Origin of the sequence: Streptomyces brevispora, from assembly GCF_007829885.1 — a bacterium.
GTDB lineage: Bacteria > Actinomycetota > Actinomycetes > Streptomycetales > Streptomycetaceae > Streptomyces > Streptomyces brevispora.
The window spans coordinates 4,683,345-4,708,508 of record NZ_VIWW01000001.1 but is presented as its reverse complement, the minus strand read 5'-3'; the positions used below and the strand labels follow the sequence as shown (position 1 = coordinate 4,708,508).

General features: G+C 69.6%; 22 protein-coding genes. 3 read left to right on the top strand and 19 right to left on the bottom strand.

Features of this window, described 5'->3' with window-relative positions; all coding sequences use genetic code 11:
- Window positions 1-87 precede the first annotated feature (87 nt).
- Window positions 88-717 (top strand): YceI family protein, encoded by a 630-nt coding sequence (locus tag FHX80_RS21925; protein ID WP_145765762.1) that lies wholly within the window; start codon window positions 88-90, stop codon window positions 715-717.
- A gap of 229 nt (window positions 718-946) precedes the next feature.
- Here the strand turns inward: FHX80_RS21925 and FHX80_RS21920 are convergent, their stop codons facing one another.
- The 14 genes from FHX80_RS21920 to FHX80_RS21855 form a co-directional block, all read right to left on the bottom strand.
- On the bottom strand, window positions 947-1,306 hold the full coding sequence (locus FHX80_RS21920; RefSeq protein ID WP_145765761.1) for a hypothetical protein: 360 nt from the start codon (window positions 1,304-1,306) through the stop codon (window positions 947-949).
- Window positions 1,307-1,420: 114 nt separating this feature from the next.
- Window positions 1,421-1,981: a DinB family protein gene (locus FHX80_RS21915; protein WP_145765760.1), complete on the bottom strand. Its 561-nt coding sequence runs from the start codon at window positions 1,979-1,981 to the stop codon at window positions 1,421-1,423.
- A gap of 142 nt (window positions 1,982-2,123) precedes the next feature.
- Window positions 2,124-2,753: an SAM-dependent methyltransferase gene (locus FHX80_RS21910; protein WP_145765759.1), complete on the bottom strand. Its 630-nt coding sequence runs from the start codon at window positions 2,751-2,753 to the stop codon at window positions 2,124-2,126.
- Window positions 2,750-3,787, bottom strand: coding sequence for an NAD(P)/FAD-dependent oxidoreductase (locus FHX80_RS21905; protein ID WP_425281705.1), 1,038 nt, complete (start codon window positions 3,785-3,787; stop codon window positions 2,750-2,752). The genes FHX80_RS21910 and FHX80_RS21905 overlap by 4 nt, the downstream gene beginning before the upstream one ends.
- 24 nt (window positions 3,788-3,811) lie before the next feature.
- Window positions 3,812-4,183: an ATP-binding protein gene (locus tag FHX80_RS21900; RefSeq protein ID WP_145765757.1), complete on the bottom strand. Its 372-nt coding sequence runs from the start codon at window positions 4,181-4,183 to the stop codon at window positions 3,812-3,814.
- 125 nt (window positions 4,184-4,308) lie between these two features.
- The gene (locus FHX80_RS36805) at window positions 4,309-4,575 is read right to left on the bottom strand and encodes a hypothetical protein (RefSeq protein WP_375889475.1); all 267 of its coding nucleotides are present in this window, start codon (window positions 4,573-4,575) and stop codon (window positions 4,309-4,311) included.
- A gap of 79 nt (window positions 4,576-4,654) precedes the next feature.
- On the bottom strand, window positions 4,655-6,529 hold the full coding sequence (locus FHX80_RS21890; protein ID WP_145765756.1) for a discoidin domain-containing protein: 1,875 nt from the start codon (window positions 6,527-6,529) through the stop codon (window positions 4,655-4,657).
- A gap of 54 nt (window positions 6,530-6,583) precedes the next feature.
- Entirely contained in the window at window positions 6,584-8,002 is a 1,419-nt protein-coding gene (locus FHX80_RS21885; protein ID WP_145765755.1) for a GH1 family beta-glucosidase, read from the bottom strand.
- A 31-nt stretch (window positions 8,003-8,033) separates the two neighbouring features.
- Complete coding sequence (locus FHX80_RS21880) at window positions 8,034-9,041, bottom strand: ABC transporter ATP-binding protein (RefSeq protein ID WP_145765754.1); 1,008 nt, start codon at window positions 9,039-9,041, stop codon at window positions 8,034-8,036.
- Window positions 9,038-10,036 (bottom strand): ABC transporter permease, encoded by a 999-nt coding sequence (locus FHX80_RS21875; RefSeq protein WP_145765753.1) that lies wholly within the window; start codon window positions 10,034-10,036, stop codon window positions 9,038-9,040. Before FHX80_RS21875 ends, FHX80_RS21880 begins: the two co-directional genes overlap by 4 nt.
- Before the next feature lie 3 nt (window positions 10,037-10,039).
- Window positions 10,040-11,020, bottom strand: coding sequence for an ABC transporter permease (locus tag FHX80_RS21870; protein WP_145765752.1), 981 nt, complete (start codon window positions 11,018-11,020; stop codon window positions 10,040-10,042).
- Window positions 11,017-12,075, bottom strand: a complete 1,059-nt coding sequence (locus tag FHX80_RS21865; protein WP_145765751.1) for an ABC transporter ATP-binding protein — start codon at window positions 12,073-12,075, stop codon at window positions 11,017-11,019. The genes FHX80_RS21870 and FHX80_RS21865 overlap by 4 nt, the downstream gene beginning before the upstream one ends.
- A gap of 38 nt (window positions 12,076-12,113) precedes the next feature.
- Window positions 12,114-13,790 (bottom strand): ABC transporter substrate-binding protein, encoded by a 1,677-nt coding sequence (locus FHX80_RS21860; protein ID WP_145765750.1) that lies wholly within the window; start codon window positions 13,788-13,790, stop codon window positions 12,114-12,116.
- Window positions 13,791-13,944: 154 nt separating this feature from the next.
- Window positions 13,945-14,919 carry a LacI family DNA-binding transcriptional regulator gene (locus FHX80_RS21855; protein ID WP_145765749.1) on the bottom strand — a complete coding sequence of 325 codons (975 nt, stop codon included), beginning with the start codon at window positions 14,917-14,919 and terminating at the stop codon, window positions 13,945-13,947.
- 289 nt (window positions 14,920-15,208) lie between these two features.
- On the opposite strand from FHX80_RS21855, the gene FHX80_RS21850 reads away from it, so the two are divergent.
- Window positions 15,209-17,074 (top strand): ricin-type beta-trefoil lectin domain protein, encoded by a 1,866-nt coding sequence (locus FHX80_RS21850; protein WP_145765748.1) that lies wholly within the window; start codon window positions 15,209-15,211, stop codon window positions 17,072-17,074.
- A gap of 58 nt (window positions 17,075-17,132) precedes the next feature.
- Here FHX80_RS21850 and cimA read toward each other — a convergent pair whose 3' ends face one another.
- The 4 genes from cimA to FHX80_RS21830 form a co-directional block, all read right to left on the bottom strand.
- Window positions 17,133-18,740, bottom strand: coding sequence for a citramalate synthase (gene cimA, locus FHX80_RS21845; protein WP_145765747.1), 1,608 nt, complete (start codon window positions 18,738-18,740; stop codon window positions 17,133-17,135).
- A gap of 300 nt (window positions 18,741-19,040) precedes the next feature.
- Entirely contained in the window at window positions 19,041-20,375 is a 1,335-nt protein-coding gene (locus FHX80_RS21840; protein ID WP_145765746.1) for an MFS transporter, read from the bottom strand.
- A gap of 189 nt (window positions 20,376-20,564) precedes the next feature.
- On the bottom strand, window positions 20,565-21,653 hold the full coding sequence (locus FHX80_RS21835) for a branched-chain amino acid aminotransferase (RefSeq protein ID WP_145765745.1): 1,089 nt from the start codon (window positions 21,651-21,653) through the stop codon (window positions 20,565-20,567).
- A gap of 240 nt (window positions 21,654-21,893) precedes the next feature.
- On the bottom strand, window positions 21,894-22,934 hold the full coding sequence (locus FHX80_RS21830; protein ID WP_145765744.1) for a 3-isopropylmalate dehydrogenase: 1,041 nt from the start codon (window positions 22,932-22,934) through the stop codon (window positions 21,894-21,896).
- Between the two features lie 129 nt (window positions 22,935-23,063).
- On the opposite strand from FHX80_RS21830, the gene FHX80_RS21825 reads away from it, so the two are divergent.
- On the top strand, window positions 23,064-24,629 hold the full coding sequence (locus FHX80_RS21825; RefSeq protein WP_145765743.1) for a purple acid phosphatase family protein: 1,566 nt from the start codon (window positions 23,064-23,066) through the stop codon (window positions 24,627-24,629).
- 31 nt (window positions 24,630-24,660) lie between these two features.
- Here the strand turns inward: FHX80_RS21825 and FHX80_RS36425 are convergent, their stop codons facing one another.
- Window positions 24,661-24,789, bottom strand: a complete 129-nt coding sequence (locus FHX80_RS36425) for a hypothetical protein (RefSeq protein WP_280118755.1) — start codon at window positions 24,787-24,789, stop codon at window positions 24,661-24,663.
- Window positions 24,790-25,164: the final 375 nt, after the last annotated feature.

Sequence of the window (25,164 nt, the reverse complement as noted above, 5' to 3'; positions counted from 1 at the left end):
TTGAAGTAGATAGGGCTAGAGTGAATCTCGTTGAAGCTTGAACCAACTACTTCGAGCCCCGCTCGATCACGTCCCCGAGGAGGAGCCATGGCTCTGTTCAACCGCAAGAACAACAACGCCCAGACCGCCACCACCGCCACCACCACCGCCACCGTCGACCCGGCACTGGCCGCCCTCACCGGCGACTACGCGATCGACCCGTCCCACAGCAGCATCGGCTTCACCGTGCGCCACGCGATGGTCACCAATGTGCGCGGCTCCTTCGGTGAGCACGAGGGCAGCCTGAAGCTGGACGGCAGCAACCCGGCCGCCTCCGCCGTCTCGATCGACGTCAAGATCGCCAGCGTGGACACCGGCATCGCGGACCGTGACGGCCACCTGGTCAGCGGCGACTTCTTCGACGCCGAGAAGTTCCCCCTCATGACGTTCCGCTCGACCTCCGCCGAGCAGCTCGGCGGCGACAAGTACCGCGTCACCGGCGACCTCACCATCAAGGACGTCACCCGCCCGCTCTCCATCGACCTGGAGTTCAACGGCTCCGCGACCGACGTGTACGGCAACGAGCGCGTCGGCTTCGAGGGCGGCACGGACATCCTGCGCTCCGACTGGGGCCTGACCTGGAACGCCGCGCTGGAGACCGGCGGCGTGATGGTCAGCGACAAGGTGAAGCTGAACTTCGACATCTCCGCGATCAAGGCCGCCGCACCGCAGGCCTGACGCCGAGGGGAACACCCGAACCGAGCGCGCCCGCCTTCCGCCCCTTCCCGGGGAGGACGGCGGGCGCTCGGCGTCGGGCCGCCGCGACGTCGGCCGGGCGCCCGTCGAGCGCCGAGACAGCTCGCACAGGCGTCCCTGCGGTGCCATCCGTGCCACTGGTCGAACAGCGACCACGGCCAGGAGGCCAGGGCCAAGGCCGCAGCCACGGGTTGCAGCTACGCCTATGGCTTCAGCACTCGCGAAGGCCGGGGGCCGGGTCCTGGCCGGTCTTCACGGAGACGGCGGGGACGTTGCCCCACTGGCCGTTGTCGAGCTGGGTCCAGTACCAGATGTCGTTCTGGCCCTCGTGGGGGTCGCCGTGGCCCCAGCAGGCGAACCAGCTGAACCCGCTGGTGAGCGTGCCGCGGGTCGCCGAACGGTAGGAGCGGTCCGCGTACCCCTTCGCACCGACGGTGTTGCCGCAGTACAGCCGGCCGTCGGAGCGGACCCCGCACTCGGCCGCGTGGGCGGTCGTGGCCGGTACGGAGAACGACAGCAGCGCGGTGACGGCGAAGGCGCCCAGCGCGGTGGTCATACGTCGACTGTTCATGATCGACTCAACGGCTGGGCCGGAGCGGGGTCACGGTCAGCGCCCCGTCCTCACCGCACCGGCCCTGCGCCACTCCTGCCCCCACCCCTGACCGCTCGCTCCGTGCCGAGCGGGTCAGCCCATGGTCTTGGCGCCGTCCAGCGACTCGCGGATGATGTCGGCGTGCCCGGCGTGCTGAGCGGTCTCCGCGAGGAGGTGCATCAGCACCCGGCGGGCCGACCACCGCGCGCCGGCCTCGTTCCAGGGAGCCTTCGGCAGCGCGTGGGTGACACCCAGGTCGGGCAGGGTGGCGATCAGTTCGTCGATCCGGCCGGCCGCCTTCTCGTAGTCGGCCAGCACACCTTCGAGCGTCTCTCCGGGCAGCATCCGGAACTCGTCGGCCCGTCGGGCCCAGTCGGCCTCGGTCATGGCGGTGAAGTCCGGCATCGCCGAAGCCCCGTGCAGGATGAAGCCCGCCCAGCTCTCTTCGACCTTGGTGACGTGCTTGATCAGACCACCCAGGCACAGTTCACCGGCGGTGGGCCGCAGTCCGGCCTGCTCGTCGGTGAGGTCGCGGGTGGTGAAGCGCAGGAAGTGACGCTGCTTGGCCAGCGCCTCCAGCAGGTCGGCGCGCTCGCCGGTGACGGCCGGGGCGGCGGCGTCGCGGGTGTCCGGCTCATTGACGTTCGAGTTCATGATCTCTGCCTTCGGTAGTTCCTGTTCCGCCGTTCGAGGTCCACGTTAGGAGTCGTACAGGTCAGTTCCTGACCTGGATGCCGGACGGATCGGCGCGCTGACCGGTCCGAGCCGTCCGGCACGCACATCTCGTGACCCGCCGTCAGCGGCGGCGGACCTTCAGCGCGTTGTCGGTACGGGTGGTGGGGTTCCCGTCCGGGTCGTTCTGGATGCGCTCGTGTTCCTCGCTGAGCAGTACGTCCCACTGCCCCGCCGGGAGTTCGAGGGATGCGAGCACCTCGTCGGTGGTGGGGAGTTCCATGTCCGCGTGGTCGTGCTTCCATGGCGGGAAGCCGGCGTGGCCGACGATCAGGAGCACTCCGCCGGGTGCGACGGCCGCGGCGGCCCGCCGCAGGATCTCCTCGCGCGGCAGGTCGCCCATCGAGTGCAGGAACTGGGCGGAGACGAGGTCGTACTCCCCCTCGGGGAAGGAGACCCCGAGGTCGTGGAACTGCCAGTCGATACGGTCGGCGACCCCCGCGTCGGCCGCGTGTTCGGCGGCCCGGTCGAGGGCTACGCGCGAGATGTCCGTGGCGGTGACCTGCCAGCCCCCGCGCGCGAGCCAGACCGCGTCGGCCCCCTCGCCGCACCCGAGGTCGAGGGCGCGCCCCGGCGCCAGGCCCTCCACTTCACGGACGAGCGCGGCATTGGGCTTCCCGCTCCAGATCCGGTGGCTCTCCCGGTAGCGCTCGTCCCAGAGTTCCGCGTCGGACTTCGTGCTGTCGGTCGTCATCGTGTCTCCTGCAGTCCGTGACGGCGGCTTCCGAGCGTCTTCTCGCAGACCTGGCGCTCGGCCTCCGCCGAGAAGGGTGCGCGGCGGGCCTCGACCGCACGACGGACATCTTCGGTCATCAGGTGCCCGTTGATGGCGGCGCCCGCCTTCTGCCCGGCCGCGGCGGCGCCGATGACCTGCTCCATCAGGTTGGTGACGTTACCGGCGACCCAGACCCCGGGCACCTCGGTCGCACCGGCCGGATCGGCCGCGATGTACGTACCGACGGTGTGACCGCCCACCTCCAGCGCGGTGGCGTGCAGGCCGAGGCCGTCCAGGACCCCGGACCGTGCGGTGAAGCGCGGCTGGACCACCACGGCCGCGCGCGGCACGACCCGGCCGTCGGCCAGCCGTACCCCGGTGAGCCGGTCCCCGCTCACCTCGAGGCCGGTCACCTCGCCGTCCACGACGGCGATGCCGCGCGCGGCGAGCTGCTCGTACTCCTCGTCGCCGGGCTCGGGCGCGTGGTGGAGGAAGAGGGTGACGTCGTCGCTCCACTGCCGCCAGAGCAGCGCCTGGTGCACGGCCATCGGGCTCAGGGCCACGATGCCGACCGGCAGGTCCCGCACCTCCCAGCCGTGGCAGTACGGGCAGTGCAGCACGTCCCGCCCCCACCGCTCGGCGAGGCCGGGGATCGGCGGCAGTTCGTCGACGAGCCCGGTCGTGACGAGGAGACGGCGCGCCGTGACGGCGATCCCGTCCTCCCGTACGACCCGGAACCCGGCCCCGCCCGGCAGCTTCTCGGCCGCCACTGCCTCACCCTCGACGATCTCGGCCCCGTACCCGGAAGCCTCTTCCCGGCCGATGGCCAGAAGCTGCCCGGGCGCGATGCCCTCGCGGCCCAGGTAGTTGTGCGCGTGGGACGCGGGTGCGTTGCGCGGGCTGCCCGCGTCGATCACCAGCACCGAACGCCGGGCCCGCGACAGCGTCAGGGCCGCGCTCAGCCCGGCGGCCCCGCCACCGATCACCACTACGTCGTACATCTGCGTCGTCATGTCGCTCATGCGAAACACCTCCATCTACGGGAGATGGTGCGCGTTGGAGACCAGTACGGCAAACATCCTTGCCGAAGCGGCAAACTCGCACCAGACGACCTTGCCGGGGTCCCGCTCCCCCACTCCCCACGCCGCTGCAAGCGCCGACACCAACAGCAGCCCGCGCCCGCCTTCCGCGTCGGGCGCGGGGCATCGGGCGGTCGGGGCCGCACCGGCGCCACTGTCATGCATCTCGATACGGAGCCTGCCACCGGCCCGCTCCCAGTACAGACGGACACGGAACCCGCGCCCGGGCGGCACGCCGTGCACGAGCGCATTGGTGGCCAGCTCGCTCACGCACAGCAACACGTCACCCGCGGGCACCTCGCACGCCCAGTCGGCTACAGCAGCAGCCAGGTCCGCGTTCCTCGGCGGCGCCCTCTAGCAGGACGGAACCGGCTGTCGCGGACCGGTGGCAGGTGCTGCTCGTTGTCCGAACCGAGCGGGCCGGTGATCGCCGGCCGGTTGCCGGACCATGTCGTTCACGCGGCTTCCTCGACTCCGGTGAGCTTCTTCCCGGGCACCTTCGCGCGGCGCGGCAGCAGCAGCGGGGTGGCCGGGAGAAGGACTCCGGCGGCGGCGATCGCGGTGCGGGGACTGGTCACGGTGGCCAGCAGGAGCACGGCGAGCAGTGGCCCGGAGGCCATGATCAGGCCGTTGACCACGACCGCGTTGACGAGCAGCGGGCGCGGCGTCCGGTGCCCGAGGATGTAGCGCCGGCCTTCGAGCAGATCGCCCGCGCGCGGCACAGCGGGTGCGGGTGCTGTGCCACGCGCGGGGCGCGGGTGGGGCCGGGGTCGTCGCTTCTTCTCGGCTACTTCTTCCCGGCTACTTCTTCTGCTCGACCTTGACCCAGTCGATCTCGGCCTTGATGCCGCCCTGGGCGATCCGGTCGACGCTGGACTGCGGGAGACCCCAGTACGGCGCGGTGACCTTGTTCCAGCCGGCCGGGTAGGCGCCGCCGAGGGCCAGGTTGAGGATCACGTACTGGTTGTGGTCGTAGACCCACTGGCCGCGGGTGGACTCCAGCTTCTGGCGGGAGATCCGCTGGACGACCTGGTCGTCGACGGTGAACGTCATGCCTTCGGCCGTCCACTCGACGCCGTAGGTGTGCCACGCGTCAGCGCGGCCGCCGTTCGGGTAGGTCTGCTGCTTTCCTATGTTGCCGTCAGCGGAGTAGCCGGGGCCGTGCAGCGCGGAGCTGGTCCAGTCGCCGTAGCCGATGTTCTCCATGATGTCCGTCTCGCCGGAGCCGGGCCAGGAGACCGTCGGGTCGTCGACATTGCTGCCGAGCATCCAGAACGCGGGCCAGTAGCCGTCGCCCACCGGCAGCTTCATACGGGCGCTGACCTTGCCGTAGGTGAAGTCGAACTTGGTGTTGGTGTCGACCCGGCCGGAGGTGAAGTCGAAGGTGCCGTTGCGCGTGGAGGTGCAGCCCTTGCAGTACTTCGCGTTCAGGACGAGGGAGCCGTTCTCGGTGCGGATGTTGTTCGTCGAGTCGACGTAGGCCTGCGACTCGCCGTTCACCGGGCCCATCTCCGTGCCGGTGCGCACCACCCGCCATTTGGAGCGGTCCAGGCCCGAGCCGGTGAAGTCGTCGAAGAACGTGGTGCGGTACGTGCCGCCGGGGTCCTTGGGAAGGGCCGGGTAGGTGGCGTTCGCGCTGCCTCCGGTGCCCCAGACCTGGAACTCGTAGAGCGAGTAGCCGAACTGGGCGGTGGCGGGCGCCGGGTTGTAGAAGGAACGGCGTTCCACGCCGAGCATCCGGATGTAGCGGCCGGTCGCCGGGGTGGGCAGGGTGACGGTGTCGTGGCGGCCGGCGGCCTCGCCCGGCGCCTTCACGTCGGCGCGGCGGGCGGCGACGTCGGCGGCGGACGGCTGGTACACGGTGCGCCAGGTGCGGTTGTCGTCGGAGACCTGGATCCGGTAGTCGACGGCGTACGCCGCCTCCCAGTACAGGTCGACCGTGTCGATCCTGGAGGTGGCTCCGAGGTCGACACCGACCCAGCGGTCCGCGTTCCAGTCGCTGGACCAGCGCGACTGGTCCGCCTTGAGATCGGCCGGCCAGCCGCCGTCGGTGACGAACGCCGGTGAATTGCCCGCGTGCTGGTAGAGGTTGCCGTACGCGGGGTGGTTCAGGGCGAGGTTGGCGCGGGTCGTGGAGGCCGGGGCCGGTTCCCCTCCGTAGACCTTGAAGGAGTAGAGGGAGTAGCCCCAGGCGGTGGCACGCTGGATGCCGCGCATCCGGACGTAGCGGCCGGTGACCTCCTGCGGGTAGGTGTGCGCGGTGACGCTGCCGCCGGTGCCGTCGTCCTCGGTGTAGAACGTCGTCCAGTCGGTGCCGTTCCTCGACACCTCCAGGGCGTACTTCTTGCCGTACGCGGCCTCCCAGTCCAGGGTGACCTGGCTGATCCGGATGACGGAGCCGAGGTCGACCCGGATCCAGGCGTCGTCGGCGAAGTTGCTCGACCAGCGGGTGGCGCCGTCGCCGTCCGCGGCGGCCCCCGGTCCGGTGGCGCCGTTCTCGCTGCCGGACGCGGTGACGGAGCCGGGGTCGGCGGTGTGGGCGGCGGCCGCCCGGTCGGTGTCCCAGGCCGCAGCCTGCGCGGCCGGCCGGGGGGCCTGGTCCGCGAAGGCCATGGGGGCGGCGAGGGCCAGCAGGGCGGCGGCGGTGGTGGCTGCCAGAGTCGTACGAGAGGGCACGGTGGGGCTCCCGTTCGTATCAATGGGGCTGCGCGGCCGCGCGCGCGGGCGCGGCTACGCGTTGCGGGTGAGGTGGATGGTGTCGCGGTACCACTTGGCGCTGTCCTTGAGCGTCCGCTCCTGCGTGTCGTAGTCGACGCGGACGATGCCGAACCGCTTGTCGTAGCCGTAGGACCACTCGAAGTTGTCCATCAGCGACCAGGCGAAGTAGCCCCGGACGTCGGCCCCCTGTGCGCGGGCTGCGGCGACGGCGGCGATGTGGTCGGCGAGATAGGTGGTGCGGTCGGCGTCATGGATCTCGCCGTCCGCCGAGACGGTGTCGTCGAAGGCGGCGCCGTTCTCGGTGATGACCGTCGGGAGGCCGTAGTCCTTCTCCAGACGGACGAGCAGGTCGGTGAGGGCCGTGGGGGTGATCTCCCAGTCCATGGCGGTACGGGGCAGGTCGCGCTCGACGCCCCGGGTGACGGGCAGGCCGTCGGCGTCCGTCGTCGCTCCTTCCTCGGTGACGCCGGAGAAGAGCGCGCCACGGTAGAAATTGACGCCGAGGACGTCCAGCGGGGTGGCGATGACCGCCAGGTCGCCGTCCTGGACCGGGAGTTCGATGCCCTGCGCGGCGAGGTCGGCGACGATGTCGGCGGGGTAGGAGCCCTTGACGACCGGGTCGAGGTAGAGGCGGGCGCCGAGTCCGTCGGCGCGGCGGCAGGCCTCGGCGTCCTCGTGGCTCTGTGTCTCGGGGGTGGCGGTGCCCAGGTTGAGGGTGAGGCCGAGGTCGAGTGCGTTGCCCCGTTCGGCTGCCTGCTCCCTCATGTACTGCGAGGCGAGGCCGTGGCCCAGCAGCAGGTGGTGGACGGCGTGGATCGCCTCGCCGAAGTTCTTCCGGCCGGGGGCCTGGTTGCCGTAGGCGTAACCGAGCATCGCCGAGCACCACGGCTCGTTCAGCGTGGTCCAGTGCTTCACCCGGTCGCCCAGGGCGTCGTAGGCGAGGGCCGCGTACTCGGCGAACCGGTAGGCGGTGTCACGGGCCGGCCAGCCGCCCGCGTCCTCCAGCTCCTGCGGCAGGTCCCAGTGGTAGAGGGTGATCCACGGGGTGACGCCCTTGGCCTCCAGCTCGTCGACCAGGCGCTTGTAGAAGTCCAGGCCCTTCGCGTTGGCGGGGCCCCGGCCGCCGGGCTGGATGCGCGGCCAGGCGAGCGAGAAGCGGTACGTGTCGACGCCCAGGTCGGCGATCAGTGCGACGTCCTCGGGCATCCGGTGGTAGTGGTCACAGGCCACGTCACCGTTCTCGCCGCGGACGACCATGCCCGGCACCCCGCAGTACGTGTCCCAGATCGAGGGCGTTCTGCCGTCCTCGGCCGCCGCTCCCTCGATCTGGTAGGCGGCCGTGGCGACGCCCCAGCGGAAGTCAGCGGGCAGACCGGAAACGGCCTGGGCGGTGATCTCGCGGGCGTAGGCCTGAGGGGTGACGAGGTTCATGGTTCTCCTGAGGTGTGCGGTGCGTGGGGCGCTACGAGCGGGCGGCGGCCGGGGCCTCCCGGTGGAGCCAGCAGGCCACCGAACGGGAGCCGTCCCCGCTGGGTGCGGCCAGCACCGGGACATGGGTGTCGCAGCCCTCGACCTTCTTGGCGCAGCGGGGGTGGAAGGCGCAGCCGGCGGGCATCGCGGACAGGTGCGGGGGCGAGCCCGGGATGCCGCTGAGTTCGCGGCGGGGGCCGTGCAGGGCGGGGAAGGAGTGCAGCAGCCCGTCGCTGTAGGGGTGGCGGGGGTCCCGGTAGATGTCGGAGGAACCGGCCTCCTCGACGATCCGGCCGCCGTACATGATCGCGATCCGGTCGGAGAACTCGATCAGGAGCGAGATGTCGTGCGTGATGAAGACGACCGAGAAGCCGAGCTCCTCACGGAGCTTGACCAGCTGGCGCAGGATCTGGCGCTGCATGACGACGTCCAGGGCCGTCGTGGGCTCGTCCATGATGACGATCTCGGGTTCCAGCGCGAGGGCCATCGCGATCATCACGCGCTGGCGCATTCCGCCGGAGAGCTGGTGCGGGTAGGCCCCGAGCCGGTCGGCGGAGATCCCGACGAGCCTCAGCAACTCCACGGCTCGTGCGGTGCGTTCGGCCCGCTTCATCTCCGGGCGGTGGGCCTGGAGTACGTCGGTGAGCTGGCTGTGGACCGTGTGGACCGGGTTGAGGGAGTTCATCGCGCCCTGGAAGACGATCGACAGCTCCTGCCAGCGGAAGGCCCGCAGTTCGGGGGCCGACAGGGTCAGCAGGTCGAGCGATTCGCCGCCGGGCCGGTGGTAGCGGACCTCGCCGCCGGTGATCACGCCGGGCGGGGAGAGCAGCCGGGTGACGGCGTACGCCAGGGTCGACTTGCCGGAGCCCGACTCGCCCGCGAGGCCGAGGACTTCGCCCCGGTGCAGGGTGAGGTCGATGTCGCGCAGCGCGTGCACGGCGGCGGACCCGGTGCCGTAGTCGACGTTGAGGCCGCTGATGGTGAGGACGGGCTCGCTCATGAGCGGGTCTCCTTGTGGTGCCTGCCGCGCGCCGCGGCGTGGTCCGTGCCGCGTGCCACGGGGGTGAAACCGACCCGCATCCGGACCTTGCGGGAGCCGCCGGTCTCGGTGCGCAGGCGCGGGTTGACGAACTCGTCGATGCCGAAGTTGATCAGTGCGAGGGACATGCCGAGCAGGGCGATGCAGAGCCCGGCCGGGACGAACCACCACCACGCGCCCTGGGCCAGGGCCTGGTTGGACTGCGCCCAGAACAGGACGGTCCCCCAGTTCCAGTCGGAGATGTCGGCGACGCCGATGAAGGCGAGGGTGATCTCGGAGAGGACGGCGAAGATGACCGTGCCGACGAAGCCGGAGGCGATGACGGCGGTCAGGTTGGGCATCACCTCGAACAGGATGATCCGCCAGGTCGACTCACCGGTGGCACGGGCCGCCTCGACGTAGTCCCGGCGGCGCAGCGAGAGCGTCTGGGCGCGCAGCACCCGCGCTCCCCAGGCCCAGGAGGTCAGGGCGATGACGGTCGCGATCAGCAGGTCGCCCGCGTCGGAGACGAAGCTGGCGATGATGATGATCAGCGGCAGTCCGGGGATGACCAGGAAGACGTTGGAGAGCAGCGAGAGCACCTCGTCGGCGGTGCCGCCGAGGAAGCCGGCGCTGACGCCGATCAGCACCGAGAGGATCGTGGCGAGAGTCCCGGCGATGAAGCCGACGACCAGAACGCCGCGGGTGCCGACGAGGATCTGCGAGAGCACGTCCTGACCGGTCTGGGTGGTGCCGAACCAGTGGGCCCCGGACGGCGGCTGGAGCAGTTCCTTGCCCATGGTGTCCGGGTCGTAGGGGGCGATCCACGGGCCGATGACGGCGATCAGCACGAAGAAGAGCAGGATGCAGAGTCCGACGACGGTCTTGCGGCCGCGCAGGAACCGGAACGTGCGCTTGCTGGGGGCCGGGGTCTCGGTGGCATCGAGTACAGCGACCTCTGTGGCGGTGACGGCCATGTCCTAGGCCTCCCTTCGGGTACGGGGGTCGAGGAGCATGTAGAGCACGTCGGCGAGGAGGTTCGCCGCCAGGACGGAGAGCGTGATGATCAGGAAGACGCCCTGCATGAGGGGGTAGTCCTTGGCGCCCACGCCCTGGAAGAGCTGGTAGCCGATGCCGGGGTAGGAGAAGACCATCTCCACCAGCAGGGTGCCGCCGACGATGAAGCCGAGCGAGAGGGCGAAGCCGGAGATGTTGGGCAGGATCGCGTTGCGGGCGGCGTACCCGAACATCACCCGGCGCTCGGAGAGCCCCTTGGCCTGGGCGACCATGACGTAGTCCTCGGAGGAGACCGTCACCATCATGTTGCGCATGCCGAGGATCCAGCCGGCCACCGCGCTGAGCACGATGGTGAGGCCGGGCAGCACCCCGTGGTAGAGCGCGCTGGAGATGAACGGCCAGTCGAAGGCGGGCACCAGCGAGTTGTCGTAGCCGTCCGACGCCGGGAAGAGCGGCCACTTCGTGGCGAACAGCCAGATCGCGATGAGGCCGAGCCAGAAGTACGGAATCGCGGAGATGAACGTGGTGACGGGCAGCAGGCTGTCCATCCAGGAGCCGCGCCGCCAGCCGGTGAACACGCCGATCCCGGTGCCGAGCACGAAGCTGATCAGCGTGGTGATGCCGACGAGCGCGAGCGTCCACGGCAGCGACTGGGCGATGACCTCGCTCACCGGGGTGGGGAAGAAGGTGAAGGACAGGCCGAGGTCACCGTCGAGCAGATGGCCCCAGTAGTCGGTGTACTGCTGCCAGAGCGACTGTTGCTTGTCCAGGCCGAAGAGGGCCTTGAGGGAGGCGATGGCGCTGGTGTCCAGCTGTCCCTGGAAGCGGGCGATGAGGGCCTGCACCGGGTCGCCGGGCATCAGCCGCGGGATGAGGAAGTTGATGGTGATCGCGGCCCACGCGGTGACCAGGTAGAAGGCGAGCCTCTGGAACAGGTACTTCACTTCGCGGCCTCCTTCTCGTGGTCACTGGTGTGGCCGGCGCCGTCGGCGTACAGCCAGCAGGCCGCCCACTGGCCGTCCGCCAGGTCGAAGCGGGGCGGCAGTTCGGTGCGGCAGCGCTCCATCGCCTTGGGGCAGCGCGGGTGGAAGCGGCAGCCGGCGGGTGGTGCGATGAGCGAGGGGGGCTCGCCGCTGCCGGTCTCCTCCTGCTCCTCCTCGGCGACCACCCGGTCCGGGTCGGGCGCCGAGGCGATCAACAGCTGGGTGTAGGGGTGTGCGGGGCGCTGGGTGACGGTCTCGCTGTCACCGCCCTCCACGATCCGGCCCGCGTACATCACCAGCGTGGAGTCCGCGAAGTAGCGGGCGGAGGCGATGTCGTGGGTGATGTAGAGGATCGCGAGGTGCATGCGGTCCTTGAGGTCCTTGAGCAGGTTGAGCACCCCGAGCCGGATCGAGACGTCCAGCATCGAGACGGGCTCGTCGGCGAGGAGGACCTGGGGGTCGGCGCCGAGCGCGCGGGCGATGGCCACGCGCTGGCGCTGACCTCCCGACAGCTCGTGCGGGAACTTGTCCAGGTACTGATGAGGAGGAGTCAGCTGGACGCGGTTCAGCAGAGCGGTCAGGTTCTGTTCCAGTTCCGCCTCGCCGCTGCCCGCCCGGCCGTGGATCTTCAGTGCCCGGGTGAGGTGGTAGCGCACGGTGTGCACGGGGTTCAGCGAGGCGAACGGGTCCTGGAAGATGAGCTGGACCCGGCGTACGTAACTGCGGAAGGACCGGCCACGTCCGGCCTTCACCGGCTGCCCGCCCAGGTGGATCTCGCCCTCGGTGAGCGGATACAGCTGAGCGAGCAGCCTGGCGACGGTGGACTTCCCGGAGCCCGACTCCCCCACCAGTGCCGTGACGGTGCCGCGCCGCAGTTTCAGCGAGACGTCGTCGACGGCGTGGACGGTACGGCGCTTGCCCGCGAGGAGATCGCGGCCGGTGCGCCGTACGGCGAAGTGTTTGGTGACTCCGCGTGCTTCGAGCACGACTTGGTTCTTTTCGAGCTGTTCAGACATGGCCGGTACCTGGATCCCTGGGTGTGAGGCCGACGGCCTTACTTCGACGGCTTGAGCTTCAGCACGACTTCCAGCGACGAGGGCTGGGTGTGCTGCGGGTCGGCGTACGGGTCGGCCTCGGTGGGCCAGCCCACCCAGTTCTTGGTGGAGTACTCGGCCCCGATGGGGGCGGCGGCGGTGGGGATCATCGGCGCCTGCTCGACCATGATCTTCTGCAGCGCGTTCATCGCGTTGATGCGCGTGGTGTCGGTCGTGGCGTTGGCGAAGTCCTTCAGCGCCTCGGTTGCCTCGGTGCTCTTGAAGCGGCCGAAGTTGCCGAGCTGGGAGGCCTTGCCGATGGGCTGGAGCAGCGCGCCGTCCATGATGTTCTGGTACATGTCGTACGGGGTGGCGCCGCTGTTGGTCCAGTGCAGGGTGGCGTCGAAGTTGCCGTTGGCCACGTCCGCTCCCCAGGCCTCGGCGGTCTGCGTCTTGACCTTGGCCTCGATGCCGAGCTGCTTGATGTTGTCCTTGATGATCGCGAGGCCGGTGATGTAGTCGTTCCAGCCGGCCGGGTCGGTGAAGGTCAGCTTCACCGGCTTGCCGCTCGGGTCCTTCAGCACTCCGCCGCTGAGCGTGAAGCCGGCCTTGTCGAGGATCTTCTTGGCGCCCTCGACATCGGGCTTCGTGGTGGCCTTCTTGTACTCGGGGGCGAGGAAGGACTCACCGGCGGGCAGCGGGATGCCGGTCGGGTTGGTGATCTCCGGGTAGAGGGTCGCCTCGGCCTGGGTGTAGATCGCGTTGCGGTCGACGACCATCGCCATGGCCTTGCGCAGCGCCGGGTTGTCGAACGGCTTGCGGGCGGTGTTGAACCACAGTCCGTGGATGCCGAGCCCGGAGGGGAACCACAGCTTGTGGTTCTTGGGGTCCTTGGCGATGTACAGCTTCTTGTAGTCCGGCATGAAGACGAACGACCACTCGAGCTTGCCGCTGGCCAGTGCGGTGGTCGCGGCGCTGTTGTCGTTGTACGTGCTGTAGCGCAGCTCCTTGACCTTCGTCGCGCCCTTCCAGTACGTGGGCGTGGCGGTCAGGGTGGTGGTCTGCGGGGTGAACGTCTTCAGCTTGTACGGACCCGAGCCGACGGGGGTGCGGTTGGGCCAGGTCTCCGGGTTCTTGACGCCTTCCCAGATGTGCTTGGGCACGATGAACTGCTGAATGATCTTGTTCTGGTTGACGTACTGCGAGTCCTCGAAGGTCAGCACGACCTTCTTGCCCTGGACCTCGACCCCGTCGAAGGCTATGCCGTTGCCGTTGAGCGCCGGGTGCTTCTTCAGCAGGTTGAAGGTGAACGCCACGTCCTCGGCGGTCAGCGGCTTGCCGTCGGCCCACTTGGCCTTGTCGTCGAGGGTGAAGGTGACCTTGGTGAAGTTGAAGTCCCACTTCCATTCCGTCGCCAGCCACGGGTCGGCCTTGTCGGCGGGCCGGATCTGGCTCGTCATCGCCAGCGGCTCGTAGATCATGTAGCGGTAGCCGAGGGTGGCGCCCGCCGAGGTGTTGAGGAACGGGTTGCTGTTGTTCGTCTGCGGCCCGTCCGGCTTGCCCAGCGTCAGGATGCCTGACGCGGCACTGCCGCTCTTCTTGGCGTTCGAGTTGGCTGACGAGCATCCGGCGGCGAGCGCGACCACCGCGGTGGCGAGCGCGACCGCTCTGAGCGTGTGGTGACGGCGTGCGGACATGGCGACTCCAGGAGGGACTGGCGGGTCTGGGAGATCCGGAAACGGGCAGCGCTCGGCGCGCCGGGTACGGGCGGTACGGGTGCGGTGTGCGGGTGCGCGCAGCCGGCTGCTGCGCGGAGCAAGGGGAGCGGTGGGGCCGGTCCGGCCCCGGCCGCTAGGGCGCCGAGTGGCGCACGACCAGTTCGGTGGGCAGCACGACCGGTGCATCGGGTACGGCCGTGCCGCCGAGGTGGGAGAGCAGCATCCGTGCGGCCGTCTCACCCATCTGCCGGGTGGGCTGGCGCACGGTGGTCAGCGGCGGTTCGGTGTGCTCGGCCATCGGGATGTCGTCGAAGCCGACCACCGCGATGTCACCGGGAACGGAACGTCCAGCGAGGCGCAGTGCCCGCAGCACGCCCGCCGCGGTGACGTCGTTGTGCGCGAAGACCGAGTCGAACTCCGTGCCGGAGGCGAGGAGTTGCTCCACGGCCAGCCGGCCGCAGATCTCGGTGAAGTCCCCGCGGACGACAAGGTCGGTCGGCAGGACGGAGAGGAATCCCGCAAGCCGGTCACGTACGCAGCCGAAGTCCTGGGGGCCCGTGATGACCAGGGGCCTGGTGCGGCCGGCAGCCCGCAGATGACGGGCGGCCGACGCGCCTCCTTCGTGGTTGGTGGTCACGACGGAGGGAAACTCGGGGTGGTGGCCGCGATCGTCGATCAGCACGATCGGAAGGCCGTCGCGGTGCAGTTCGGTGAGGTGGTCGAGGGTGTTCTCGGGTTCGACCACGACCAGTCCGTCGAAGGCCCGCGCCGACACCTGGCTGGTGAAGCGCTTCACGGACTCGGCCCCGCGGTTGCAGGTGAAGAGCAGCAGCCCGTAGTCGGCGGCCTCGACGGTGTCGACGACACCCTGAAGCACCTCGCCCATCCACGGCCAGGTCAGCGAGGGCACCAGCATGCCGACCGTACGGCTGCTGCCGCGGGCCAGTCCGACGGCGCCCGAACTGGGCACATAACCGAGCTGTGCGATCACTTCACGAACACGGGCGGCCGTTGAACCGTCCACTTCGCCCTTGGTGTTGATGACCCGGGACACGGTCGTCTTGCTGACGCCGGCCTCGCGGGCGACATCAGCGATGGTGACACGCATCGGGTCCTCCAGGACACAACGGGACAGAGGGAGCGACCGGCCATGGAACCGGTACCGCAACCGGTTCCGGAACCGGTACCGGCGTTGGTGGCGTGAGTTAACCCCGCTGGAACAGAGCCGTCAATACTTCACACCGAGATTGGTCCGTACCCATCCCGCGAGCAGCGAGGAAGACCAATACGTTCAAGTCCTGAACACGCACCCTCTTGACGTGGGCACGTAAGAGCAGTTCACTCACGCATCGTTCGACGGCAAGTCCCCCACGCTCCCGCCGAGGAAGGTCTTGAGCATGATCCGATCAGGAAGAGCCGTACGGGTGCTGCTCGCCGCAGCGCTCGCGACTGCCGGTCTCACCGGGCTCTCGTCCGGCGCCGCCCAGGCCGCGGGCGAGACGGTCGGCATCGCGCTGACCACCACCGATGACGCCGGCGGCCGGCATGTCACCCGGGGCCTGGCGGCCCAGACCCCGGTCGCCTTCGAAGCCGGGAACGGAGGCGGCGGTACGAACATCACCGTCGACGAGAACACCCGGTACCAGACCTTCACCGGCGGCGGCGCCTCGTTCACCGACACCGCCGCGTACCTGATGAAGAGCAGCGGGGCGCTGAGCCAGGCGACCCGCGACGCCACGATGAAGAAGCTGTTCTCCCCCACGGACGGCATCGGGCTCTCGTTCGTACGCAATCCGATGGGCGGCTCGGACCTGGCCAGGACCGGCTACACGTACGACGACGTCCCCGCCGGGCAGACCGACCCGACGCTCGGGAAGTTCTCGATCGCACACGATCTGCAGGACGTGCTCCCGCTCACCAAACAGGCCAGGGAGCTGAACCCCGCGCTGACGACGGTGGCGTCCCCGTGGACGGCTCCGGCGTGGATGAAGGACAACGGGCAGCTGAACGGCGGCTGGCTGAAGGCGGAGAACTACGGCGCGTACGCCGACTACTTCGTGAAGTACCTCCAGGCGTACCGGGGCCAGGGCGTGCCGGTCGACTACGTCACCGCGCAGAACGAGCCGACCTGCTGTTCCGGCTACCCCTCGATGAGCTGGAACGGCTCCGGGCTCGCCTACTTCACCAAGAGCGAGCTGCTGCCGAAACTCCAGTCGGCCGGCCTGTCCACCAAGGTGCTGGCCCACGACTGGAACTGGGACACCTACGACGAGTACGCCGCGGCCACGGTGAACGACGCGGCGGTGCGCAACCACCCCAACTTCGGCGGGGTCGCATGGCACGGGTACGGCGGTGACGTCGCCAAGCAGACGGCGGTGCACAACCAGTACCCCACGATGGACGCCTTCCAGACCGAGCACTCGGGCGGCACCTGGATCGCCGACCAGCAGCGCGAGGACATGCTGAACATCATCGATTACACCCGCAACTGGGCGAAGTCGGTGACCAAGTGGTCCCTGGCCGTGGACCAGAACCGCGGCCCGCACAACGGCGGCTGCGGCACCTGCGACGGGCTGATCACCGTGCACAACGGGGACGGCCGCAGCGGACAGGTCGACTACAACATCGAGTACTACACGATGGGCCACCTGACCAAGTTCGTCCGCCCGGGAGCCTCCCGGATCGCCTCCACGGCCAGCTCCACCGTGCCCAATGTCGCCTGGCGCAACCCGGACGGCTCGAAGGCGCTGATCGCGTACAACGGCGGCGGTTCGGCGCAGCAGATCACCGTCAACTGGGGCGGCAGCAAGTTCAGTTACTCGCTGCCCGCGCGCACGTCGGCGACCTTCACCTGGTCCGGCACCCCGTCCGGCTCGGCGGGCACCTCGGGAGCCCTGACGTCGGGCGGCAAGTGCCTGGACGCGACCGGCAACACGGCCGCCGACGGCACCCCGGCCCAGCTCTGGGACTGCACCGGCGCGGCGAACCAGCGCTGGACGCTCCCGGGCGACGGATCCGTCCGGACCCTGGGCGCCTGCCTGGACGTCGCGGGCGGCTCCACGGCCAACGGTGCGAAGGTCCAGCTGTACACCTGCAACGGTTCCGGGGCGCAGCGCTGGACGTACGACGCGTCCACCGGCGACATCGTCAACACGGCCGCGGGCAAGTGCCTGGACGTGATCGACCGGTCGACGGCGAACGGGGCCCGCACCCAGATCTGGACGTGCACGGGGACGTCCAACCAGAAGTGGCACCTGGGGTAGGAGAGACAGGCACGGCGGCCGCAGACCGGGCCCGGTCCGCGGCCGCCGTGTGCGCGCCCTACTCCGTCGGCTCGATCCCCGCCCGCAGCAGACCGAAGGTGTACGCGTCCTCCAGGGCCTGCCAGGACGCCGCGATGATGTTCTCGGCGACGCCGACGGTCGACCAGTCGGCGGTGCCGTCACCGGTGGTGATCAGGACCCGGGTGGTGGAGTCGGTGCCGGTGCGCCCCTCCAGGATGCGGACCTTGTAGTCCACCAGCTCCAGCTTGGCGAGCTGCGGGTAGATCCGCTCCAGGGCCACCCGCAGCGCCCGGTCCAGGGCGTTGACCGGGCCGTTGCCCTCGGCGGTGGCGACGATGCGCTCGCCCTTGGCCCAGAGCTTCACGGTCGCCTCGTTGGCGTGTGTGCCGTCGGGGCGGTCCTCGACGATGGCGCGCCAGGACTCGGTACGGAAGTAGCGGCGTACCCGGCCCTCCGCCTCGGCGCGCAACAGCAGCTCGAAGGAGGCGTCGGCCGCCTCGTAGGTGTAGCCCTTGAGCTCGCGCTCCTTGACCCGTGCGACGACGCGTCCGACGAGCTCGCGGTCGCCGCCGAGGTCGATGCCGAGCTCCTGGCTCTTGAGCTCGATGGAGGCGCGGCCCGCCATGTCGGAGACGAGCATCCGCATGGTGTTGCCGACCAGCGCGGGGTCGATGTGCTGGTAGAGGTCGGGGTCGACCTTGATCGCGGAGGCGTGCAGCCCGGCCTTGTGCGCGAAGGCCGAGACACCGACGTAGGGCTGGTGGGTGGAGGGAGCGAGGTTGACGACCTCGGCGATGGCGTGCGAGACGCGGGTCATGTCGGCGAGCGCGCCCTCGGGCAGGACGGTCTTGCCGTACTTGAGCTCCAGCGCGGCGACGACGGGGAAGAGGTTGGCGTTGCCGACCCGTTCGCCGTAGCCGTTGGCGGTGCACTGGACGTGGGTGGCGCCCGCGTCGACCGCGGCCAGGGTGTTGGCGACGGCGCAGCCGGTGTCGTCCTGGGCGTGGATGCCCAGACGGGCACCGGTGTCGGCGAGGACGGTGGCGACGACGGCCTGGACCTGGGCGGGGAGCATCCCGCCGTTGGTGTCGCAGAGGATGACGACGTCCGCGCCGGCCTCGGACGCGGTGCGGACGACGGCCTTGGCGTACTCGGCGTTGGCGCGGTAGCCGTCGAAGAAGTGCTCGCAGTCGACGAAGACCCGGCGGCCCTGTTCGCGGAGGTGGGAGACGGTGTCGCGGACCATCTCCAGGTTCTCCTCCAGCGTGGTGCGCAGGGCGAGTTCCACATGGCGGTCGTGGGACTTGGCGACCAGTGTGATCACCGGTGCGCCCGACTCCAGCAGCGCCTTGACCTGGGGGTCCTCGGCCGCCTTGCCGCCCGCTCTGCGGGTCGCGCCGAAGGCGACCAGCTCGGCGTTCCTGAACTCGATCTCCTGCTGGGCGCGGGCGAAGAACTCGGTGTCGCGGGGGTTGGCGCCGGGCCAGCCGCCCTCGATGAAGCCGACGCCGAAGTTGTCCAGGTGCCGGGCGATGGTGAGCTTGTCGGCGACCGTCAGGTTGATGCCTTCACGCTGTGCACCGTCGCGCAGCGTGGTGTCGAAGACGTGGAAGCTGTCGTCGGTGGGCTTGGCCTTTGTGGTCATGCTGGTCTGACTCCTGTCGGATGAGTGGATCCGGACGATCTGGCTCCACTTGCCCCCATCATCCCGCGCGCCTCGCCCCGGCCGAGGTGAGGGCCGGAAAACAAAAAACCCCTCGCGGGTGCGAGAGGTCTGCGCGCGGGTCTGGGGCACGATAACCGTGCCGTACATGGTGGTACGGAACGATCACTGCGGACCGGCGCGCCTGTTGCCAATAATCATGACGAACGAGGACACGGAGGCAGTCTGGCACAGGACGGCCTCCGTGCCGTGTCCCGTCTCAGGATGCGGGCGTGACGCTCGTCAGGATGCGGGCGTGACGCTCGTCGCTCCGGCCTCCTGCGACTGCTCCTGCCGCTGTCCAGTGGCGTCGACCCGGTTCAGGTCGATGTCGCGGGTCTCGCGCATCGTCAGGTAGACGATCAACGAGACCGCGGCGCAGCCGGCCACGTACCAGTAGAAGCCGGATTCGGCGCCGGCGTTCTTGAACCACAGCGCCACGTATTCGGCGGTGCCGCCGAACAGCGCGTTGGCGACGGCGTACGAGAGGCCGACCCCCAGGGCGCGGATGCCGGTCGGGAAGAGCTCGGCCTTCACACAGGCGTTGATGGAGGTGTAGCCGGTGATCACGACCAGGGCGAGGAGCGCCAGGCCCAGCGCGGGCCAGAAGGTGTCGGCGTGCTTGAGCATCGTCATGATCGGCACGGTCAGGAAGGTCGAGCCGACGGCGAAGGTGATCAGCAGCGGGCGGCGCCCGATCCGGTCGGACAGCATGCCGGCCGCCGGCTGGATGCACATGAAGACGAACAGGGCGCAGAAGCTGACGAGCGAGGCGGTGGACTTGTCCATGCCGGCGCTCGTGGAGAGGAACTTGGCGAGGTAGGTCGTGTACGTGTAGTAGGCGACGGTCCCGCCCATGGTCAGCGCCATCACCAGGAACGCCTCGCGCCGGTGCTGCCAGAGCAACTTCAGTGTGCCGCGGTCCTGCTGCTCGGTGGCACCGGACTCGGCGTACACCTCCGTCTCCAGCATGGAGCGGCGCAGATAGAAGACGGTGGCGGCGCCGAGCGCGCCGACGACGAACGGGATGCGCCAGCCCCAGCTGTGCAGCGCCGCGTCGGACATGTTGCGCTGGAGGACGATCTGGAGGCCGAGGCCGACGAGTTGGCCCGCGGTCATGGACACGTACTGGAAGCTGGAGGCGAAGCCGCGCTTCTCGGGTGCGGAGGCCTCGGTGAGGTAGGTGGCGCTGGCGGCGTACTCACCGCCGACCGAGAGCCCCTGGAGCAGCCGGGCGAGCATCAGTACGGCGACCCCGCCGTATCCGGCGACGTCGTAGGTGGGCGCGACGGCGATCAGGATCGCGGAGGCCGACATGAGGGTGACAGTGAGGGTGAGCGCGGCCTTGCGGCCCTTGCGGTCACCGATCCGGCCGAGCAGCCAGCCGCCGACCGGTCTCATGAAGAAGCCGACGGCGAAGATGCCCATCGTGTTCATGAGGTTGGCGGTCTCGTTGCCCTCGGGGAAGAACGAGTCCGCGAAGTAGACCGCGAAGGTCGCGTACACGAACCAGTCGAACCACTCGACCATGTTTCCGGCGGAGCCGACCCAGATCTTCTTCCACTGCTCTCGTCCCATGGTTGGTCACCGTGCCCGGACCGCCGGCGAAGTAACACGGGTGCGAGGGAGTGACGGCCGGGCGCTCGGGCCGGGCCGGAGGGCAGCCGCCGGTGCGCACGCCTCGCGCGCGAAGGCCGCGCCCGGCGGACAGCCGGGCGCGGCCCTCGTACGTACGGTGTCCGGACTCGTAGGACTCCGGGACGATCTCTAGCCGAGCGGGTGCATCCACCCGTGGGTGTCCTCGACGATGCCGCGCTGGATGTCCAGCAGGCGCTCGCGCAGCCGGAGGGTGACCGGGCCGGGCGTGCCGTCGCCCTGGGTCCACTCGCCGCCGGCGCTCTTCACCGTGCCGACGGGGGTGATGACGGCGGCGGTGCCGCAGGCGAAGACCTCGGTGAGCGTGCCGTTCGCCGAGTCGTCGCGCCACTGGTCGATCGAGACGCGGCTCTCCTCGGGCTGGTGGCCGAGGTCCGCGGCGAGCGTGAGCAGCGAGTCACGGGTGATGCCCGCGAGCAGCGAGCCGGTCAGCGTCGGGGTGACGATCCTGTTCCCGTACACGAAGTACAGGTTCATCCCGCCGAGCTCCTCGACCCACTTGTGCTCGACGGCGTCGAGGTAGGCGACCTGGTCGCAGCCCTTCGTCGCGGCCTCGGCCTGGGCGAGCAGGGACGCGGCGTAGTTGCCGCCGGTCTTGGCGTCGCCCATGCCGCCGGGGACGGCGCGCACCCGGTCCTCGGAGAGCCAGATGGAGACCGGCTTCACCCCGCCGGGGAAGTACGCGCCGGCCGGCGAGGCGATCACCAGGAAGAGGTACTCGTTGGCGGGCCGCACGCCGAGGCCGACCTCGGCCGCGATCATGAACGGGCGCAGGTACAGCGACTCCTCACCGCCGTGCTCCGGGACCCAGGCCGCGTCCTGCTGGACGAGGGCGTCGCAGGCCGCGACGAACGTCTCGACGGGAAGTTCCGGCATGGCGAGCCGGCGCGCGGAGGACCGGAAACGCTCGGCGTTGGCCTCGGGGCGGAAGGTGGCGACCGAGCCGTCGGGCTGGCGGTACGCCTTGAGGCCCTCGAAGATCTCCTGGCCGTAGTGCAGCGTCATGTTGGCCGGGTCGATCGACAGCGGCGCGTACGGGACGAGCTGGGCGTCGTGCCAGCCACGGCCTTCGGTCCACTTGATCGTCACCATGTGATCGGTGAAGTAGCGGCCGAATCCGGGCTTGACCAGGATCGCCTCGCGCTCCGCGTCGGACAGCGGGTTCGAGGAGGGCTTGAGCTCGATCGTGGGCGTCGTCATGAGTACGTGTCCTTCACCGGTTTTGTGTGTGTAGGACCGCTCCCACGCCCGCGCCTGTCGGACAGGTGGTAGGACGTCCGAGCTTCGCAACAAGCCACGGCCCAGTCCGATTATCTCTCGCGGGAGGCCGTGCACGAAATGACGTGATTGCGGTCCAGGGTTCGATGGTGACACCCGGGGCCGCACAGGAGAAGCCGCCGGGTGTCTGTGCGACCCGGCGGCTTCGAGGGAGTCGTCGGATCAGCCCGCTACGCGTACCGCGAGCGCGTCGCCGATCTCTTCGGTGGTACGGGCGGTGCCCTCGCGCTCCGCGAGGTCGGCGGAGACCGCGTCCTCGATGCGTACGGCCTGGGCCTCGTAGCCGAGGTGGCGCAGCAGGAGGGCGACGGAGAGGATCGTGGCGGTCGGGTCGGCCTTGCCCTGGCCCGCGATGTCGGGGGCGGAGCCGTGGACCGGTTCGAACATCGACGGGAAGGCGCCCGTCGGGTTGATGTTGCCCGAGGCCGCCAGGCCGATGCCGCCGGAGACGGCCGCGGCGAGGTCGGTCAGGATGTCACCGAAGAGGTTGTCGGTGACGATGACGTCGAAGCGCTCCGGCTGGGTGACGAAGAAGATCGTCGCGGCGTCGACGTGCAGGTAGTCGGTGGTGACCTGGGGGTACTCGGCCGCCACCTTGTCGAAGGTGTTCTTCCACAGGTGACCCGCGTAGACGAGGACGTTGTTCTTGTGGACCAGCGTCAGCTTCTTGCGCGGACGGGCGGCGGCCCGCTCGAAGGCGTCCCGGACGACCCGCTCGACACCGAAGGCGGTGTTGAGGCTGACCTCGGTGGCGACCTCGTGCTCGGTACCGGTGCGCAGCGAACCGCCGTTGCCGGTGTACGGGCCCTCGGTCCCCTCTCGGACGACGACGAAGTCGATGTCCGGACGGCCGGCCAGCGGGGTCTCGGTGTTCGGGAACAGCTTCGACGGCCGCAGGTTGATGAAGTGGTCGAAGGCGAAGCGCAGCTTCAGCAGCAGCCCCCGCTCCAGGACGCCGGACGGCACTGACGGGTCACCGATCGCGCCGAGCAGGATGGCGTCGTGGCCCTTGAGGGCTTCCAGCTCCGCGTCCGGGAGGGTTTCGCCGGTGCGGTGCCAGCGCTGGGCACCAAGGTCGTACTCCTTGGTCTCCAGCTTCACATCCTGCGGGAGAACAGCGTTGAGGACCTTGAGGCCCTGGGCCACGACCTCCTGGCCGATACCGTCACCGGGGATCACTGCGAGATTGATGCTGCGAGACATGTCCGCACCCTACTGCGCGTCCCACCCCATGACACATGGAGTCCACCATACGGACACATGGGGAGCTGTACGTGTACCGTTCACCCACTCGACGGGACTGCGTCGGGGAACGGGTGGATGTTGTCGCCCATGGACATCCCCCGATTCGGAATCCCCGAGAAGCTCGCCGACCGCATGAGCATGGCCGAGCAGCACGACTACCTGCGCACCCGGCTGACCCGGCGCGGCGCGCTGCGTACCGGCGTGGCGACCGCCGCCGTCGCCGGTCTCGGCGCCTCCCTGACCGCCTCTCCGGCGTACGCCGCGCCGACGGTGCTCACCTCGCACAGCTCCACCCGGGTGGACGGCTCGCTGGTCGCCCCGTTCGGCCGGCACCTGGCCTACGGCGCCGACCCGAGGACGCAGATGGCGGTCTCCTGGCAGGTTCCGTTCGCCGTGCGGCGGCCGTACATCCGGATCGGCCTCAAGCCGTGGGCGCTGAGCCGGAAGATCGACGCCGAGGTGCGCCACCTCACCACGCCGCGGCTGAACGACGGCAAGATCGCGGCGGCCGAGCAGTACTACGTACACGCGGGCCTGGAGCGGCTGAAGCCCGGCACGACGTACTACTACGGCGTCGGCCACGACGGTTTCGACCCGGCCGACACCCGCAACCTGGGCACGCTCGGCACCTTCACCACCGCGCCCTCGCACGCCGGGACCTTCACCTTCACCGCCTTCGGCGACCAGGGCGTCAGCTACCACGCACTCGGCAACGACCAGCTGATCCTGGGCCAGAACCCCGCCTTCCACCTGCACGCGGGCGACATCTGCTACGCCGACCCGTCGGGCTCCGGCCGGACGAGCGACACCTATGACGCCCGCACCTGGGACCAGTTCCTGGCGCAGACGGAAACCGTGTCGAAGACCGTGCCGTGGATGGTCACCACCGGGAACCACGACATGGAGGCCTGGTACTCGCCGGACGGCTACGGCGGCCAGAACGCCCGCTGGACGCTGCCGGACAACGGGCCGGACCCCGTGAACCAGCCCGGCGCGTACTCCTTCGTGCACGGAAACGTGGGCGTGATCGCGCTCGACGCCAATGACGTCTCGTACGAGATCCCCGCGAACTTCGGCATCAGCGGCGGCAAGCAGACGCGCTGGCTGGACCGGCGGCTGGGTGAGCTGCGGGCACGCCACGACATCGACTTCCTGGTGGTCTTCTTCCACCACTGCGCCTTCTCCACGACCAACGCCCACGCCTCGGACGGCGGGGTCCGGGACGCCTGGGTGCCGCTCTTCGAGAAGCACCAGGTGGACCTGGTCATCAACGGCCACAACCACGTCTACGAGCGCACCGACGCGATCCTGCGGAACGCCGTCCAGCGCAGGGTGCCGATCGGCGAGCGCACCGACCCCACGCGGGACGGCATCGTGTACGTCACCGCGGGCGGCGCGGGCAAGGCGCTGTACGACTTCCCGGCACCCGACAGCTACGAGGGGCACGTCGCGGATCTGGAGAGCGTGAACACGTACCACGTGGTCAAGGGCGGCGGAAGGGCCACCGAGACCGTCGAGTGGTCACGGGTGCGCTACACCGGCTTCTCGTTCCTCGCGGTGGAGGTGGAGGCCGGGCGGCACGCCCGGATGAAGGTCACCGCGCTCGCCGAGTCCGGTGAGCGCATCGACCACTTCGAGATCAGCCGCGGCTGATCCGCACGTCACCGGCCGGGCCGCGGCCCGGTCAGTGACCGGTGGAGCCGCCGTTGTCCCTGCGGTCGAGGGCCCGCTGCAGGGCGGCGGCGGCATTGCGCCGCTCCGACTCGGTCGGGCGGTGGGCGTGACGGACGCGGCGGACTATGGTCTCGGCCATGATGCATCGACTCCTTGAGATCGCGAGGATTTCGAGATCGGAACGGCGTGAACGGTGATTTCGAGATCAGTGATTTCGAGGTGCCGGAAGGGGCGGGAACGGATGCCGCAGGGGTTACCTGCATCGGGGCATGCGCTCGCAACACCAGTCGCTGGTTCCAGCGAGACGTTCGGCTTCTACAAAGCTAGGCCAGCCCGGCCGTTCTGTCTCCACAGTTACTCGGACTTCCTACTATCTGAGACGGAGGTTTGGCTCGGCCCGTCCAGGACCCCGTCCGCCACGGGCCCGTCCGGCGACCGGGGACGAAGCGGCATCCCGGACGCCCCGGCCCCCGGGACCGCACCCACCGGGTACTCAGCCCGCATGTGAGTACGG